General features: G+C 64.3%; 1 protein-coding gene. It reads left to right on the forward strand.

Annotated elements, in window-relative coordinates:
* A partial coding sequence (locus SB816_RS32240; RefSeq protein ID WP_410548275.1) for an LLM class flavin-dependent oxidoreductase occupies window positions 1–266 on the forward strand: 266 nt, incomplete at both ends.

Raw genomic sequence — 266 nt, forward strand, 5'->3', positions numbered from 1 at the left:
TCATGCTGGCCTATCGCCCGGGACTGCTGCCGCCGACGCTATTCGCGCAGGCAGTCAATACGCTGTCGTGGATGTCGAACAAACGGATCTCGCTGAACATCGTCGCCGGCATTTCTCCGGAGGAACAGGCGTACTACGGCGACTATCTGGCGCACGACGCGCGCTACGAGCGCACGTCCGAATATCTCGGTGTGCTGCATCGGTTCTGGCGCGGCGAGACGCCGGTGTCGCATGACGGCACCCACTACCGGTTCGACGGCGCGCGC

The organism is Achromobacter sp. SIMBA_011 (assembly GCF_046535435.1).
Lineage (GTDB): Bacteria > Pseudomonadota > Gammaproteobacteria > Burkholderiales > Burkholderiaceae_B > Achromobacter > Achromobacter dolens.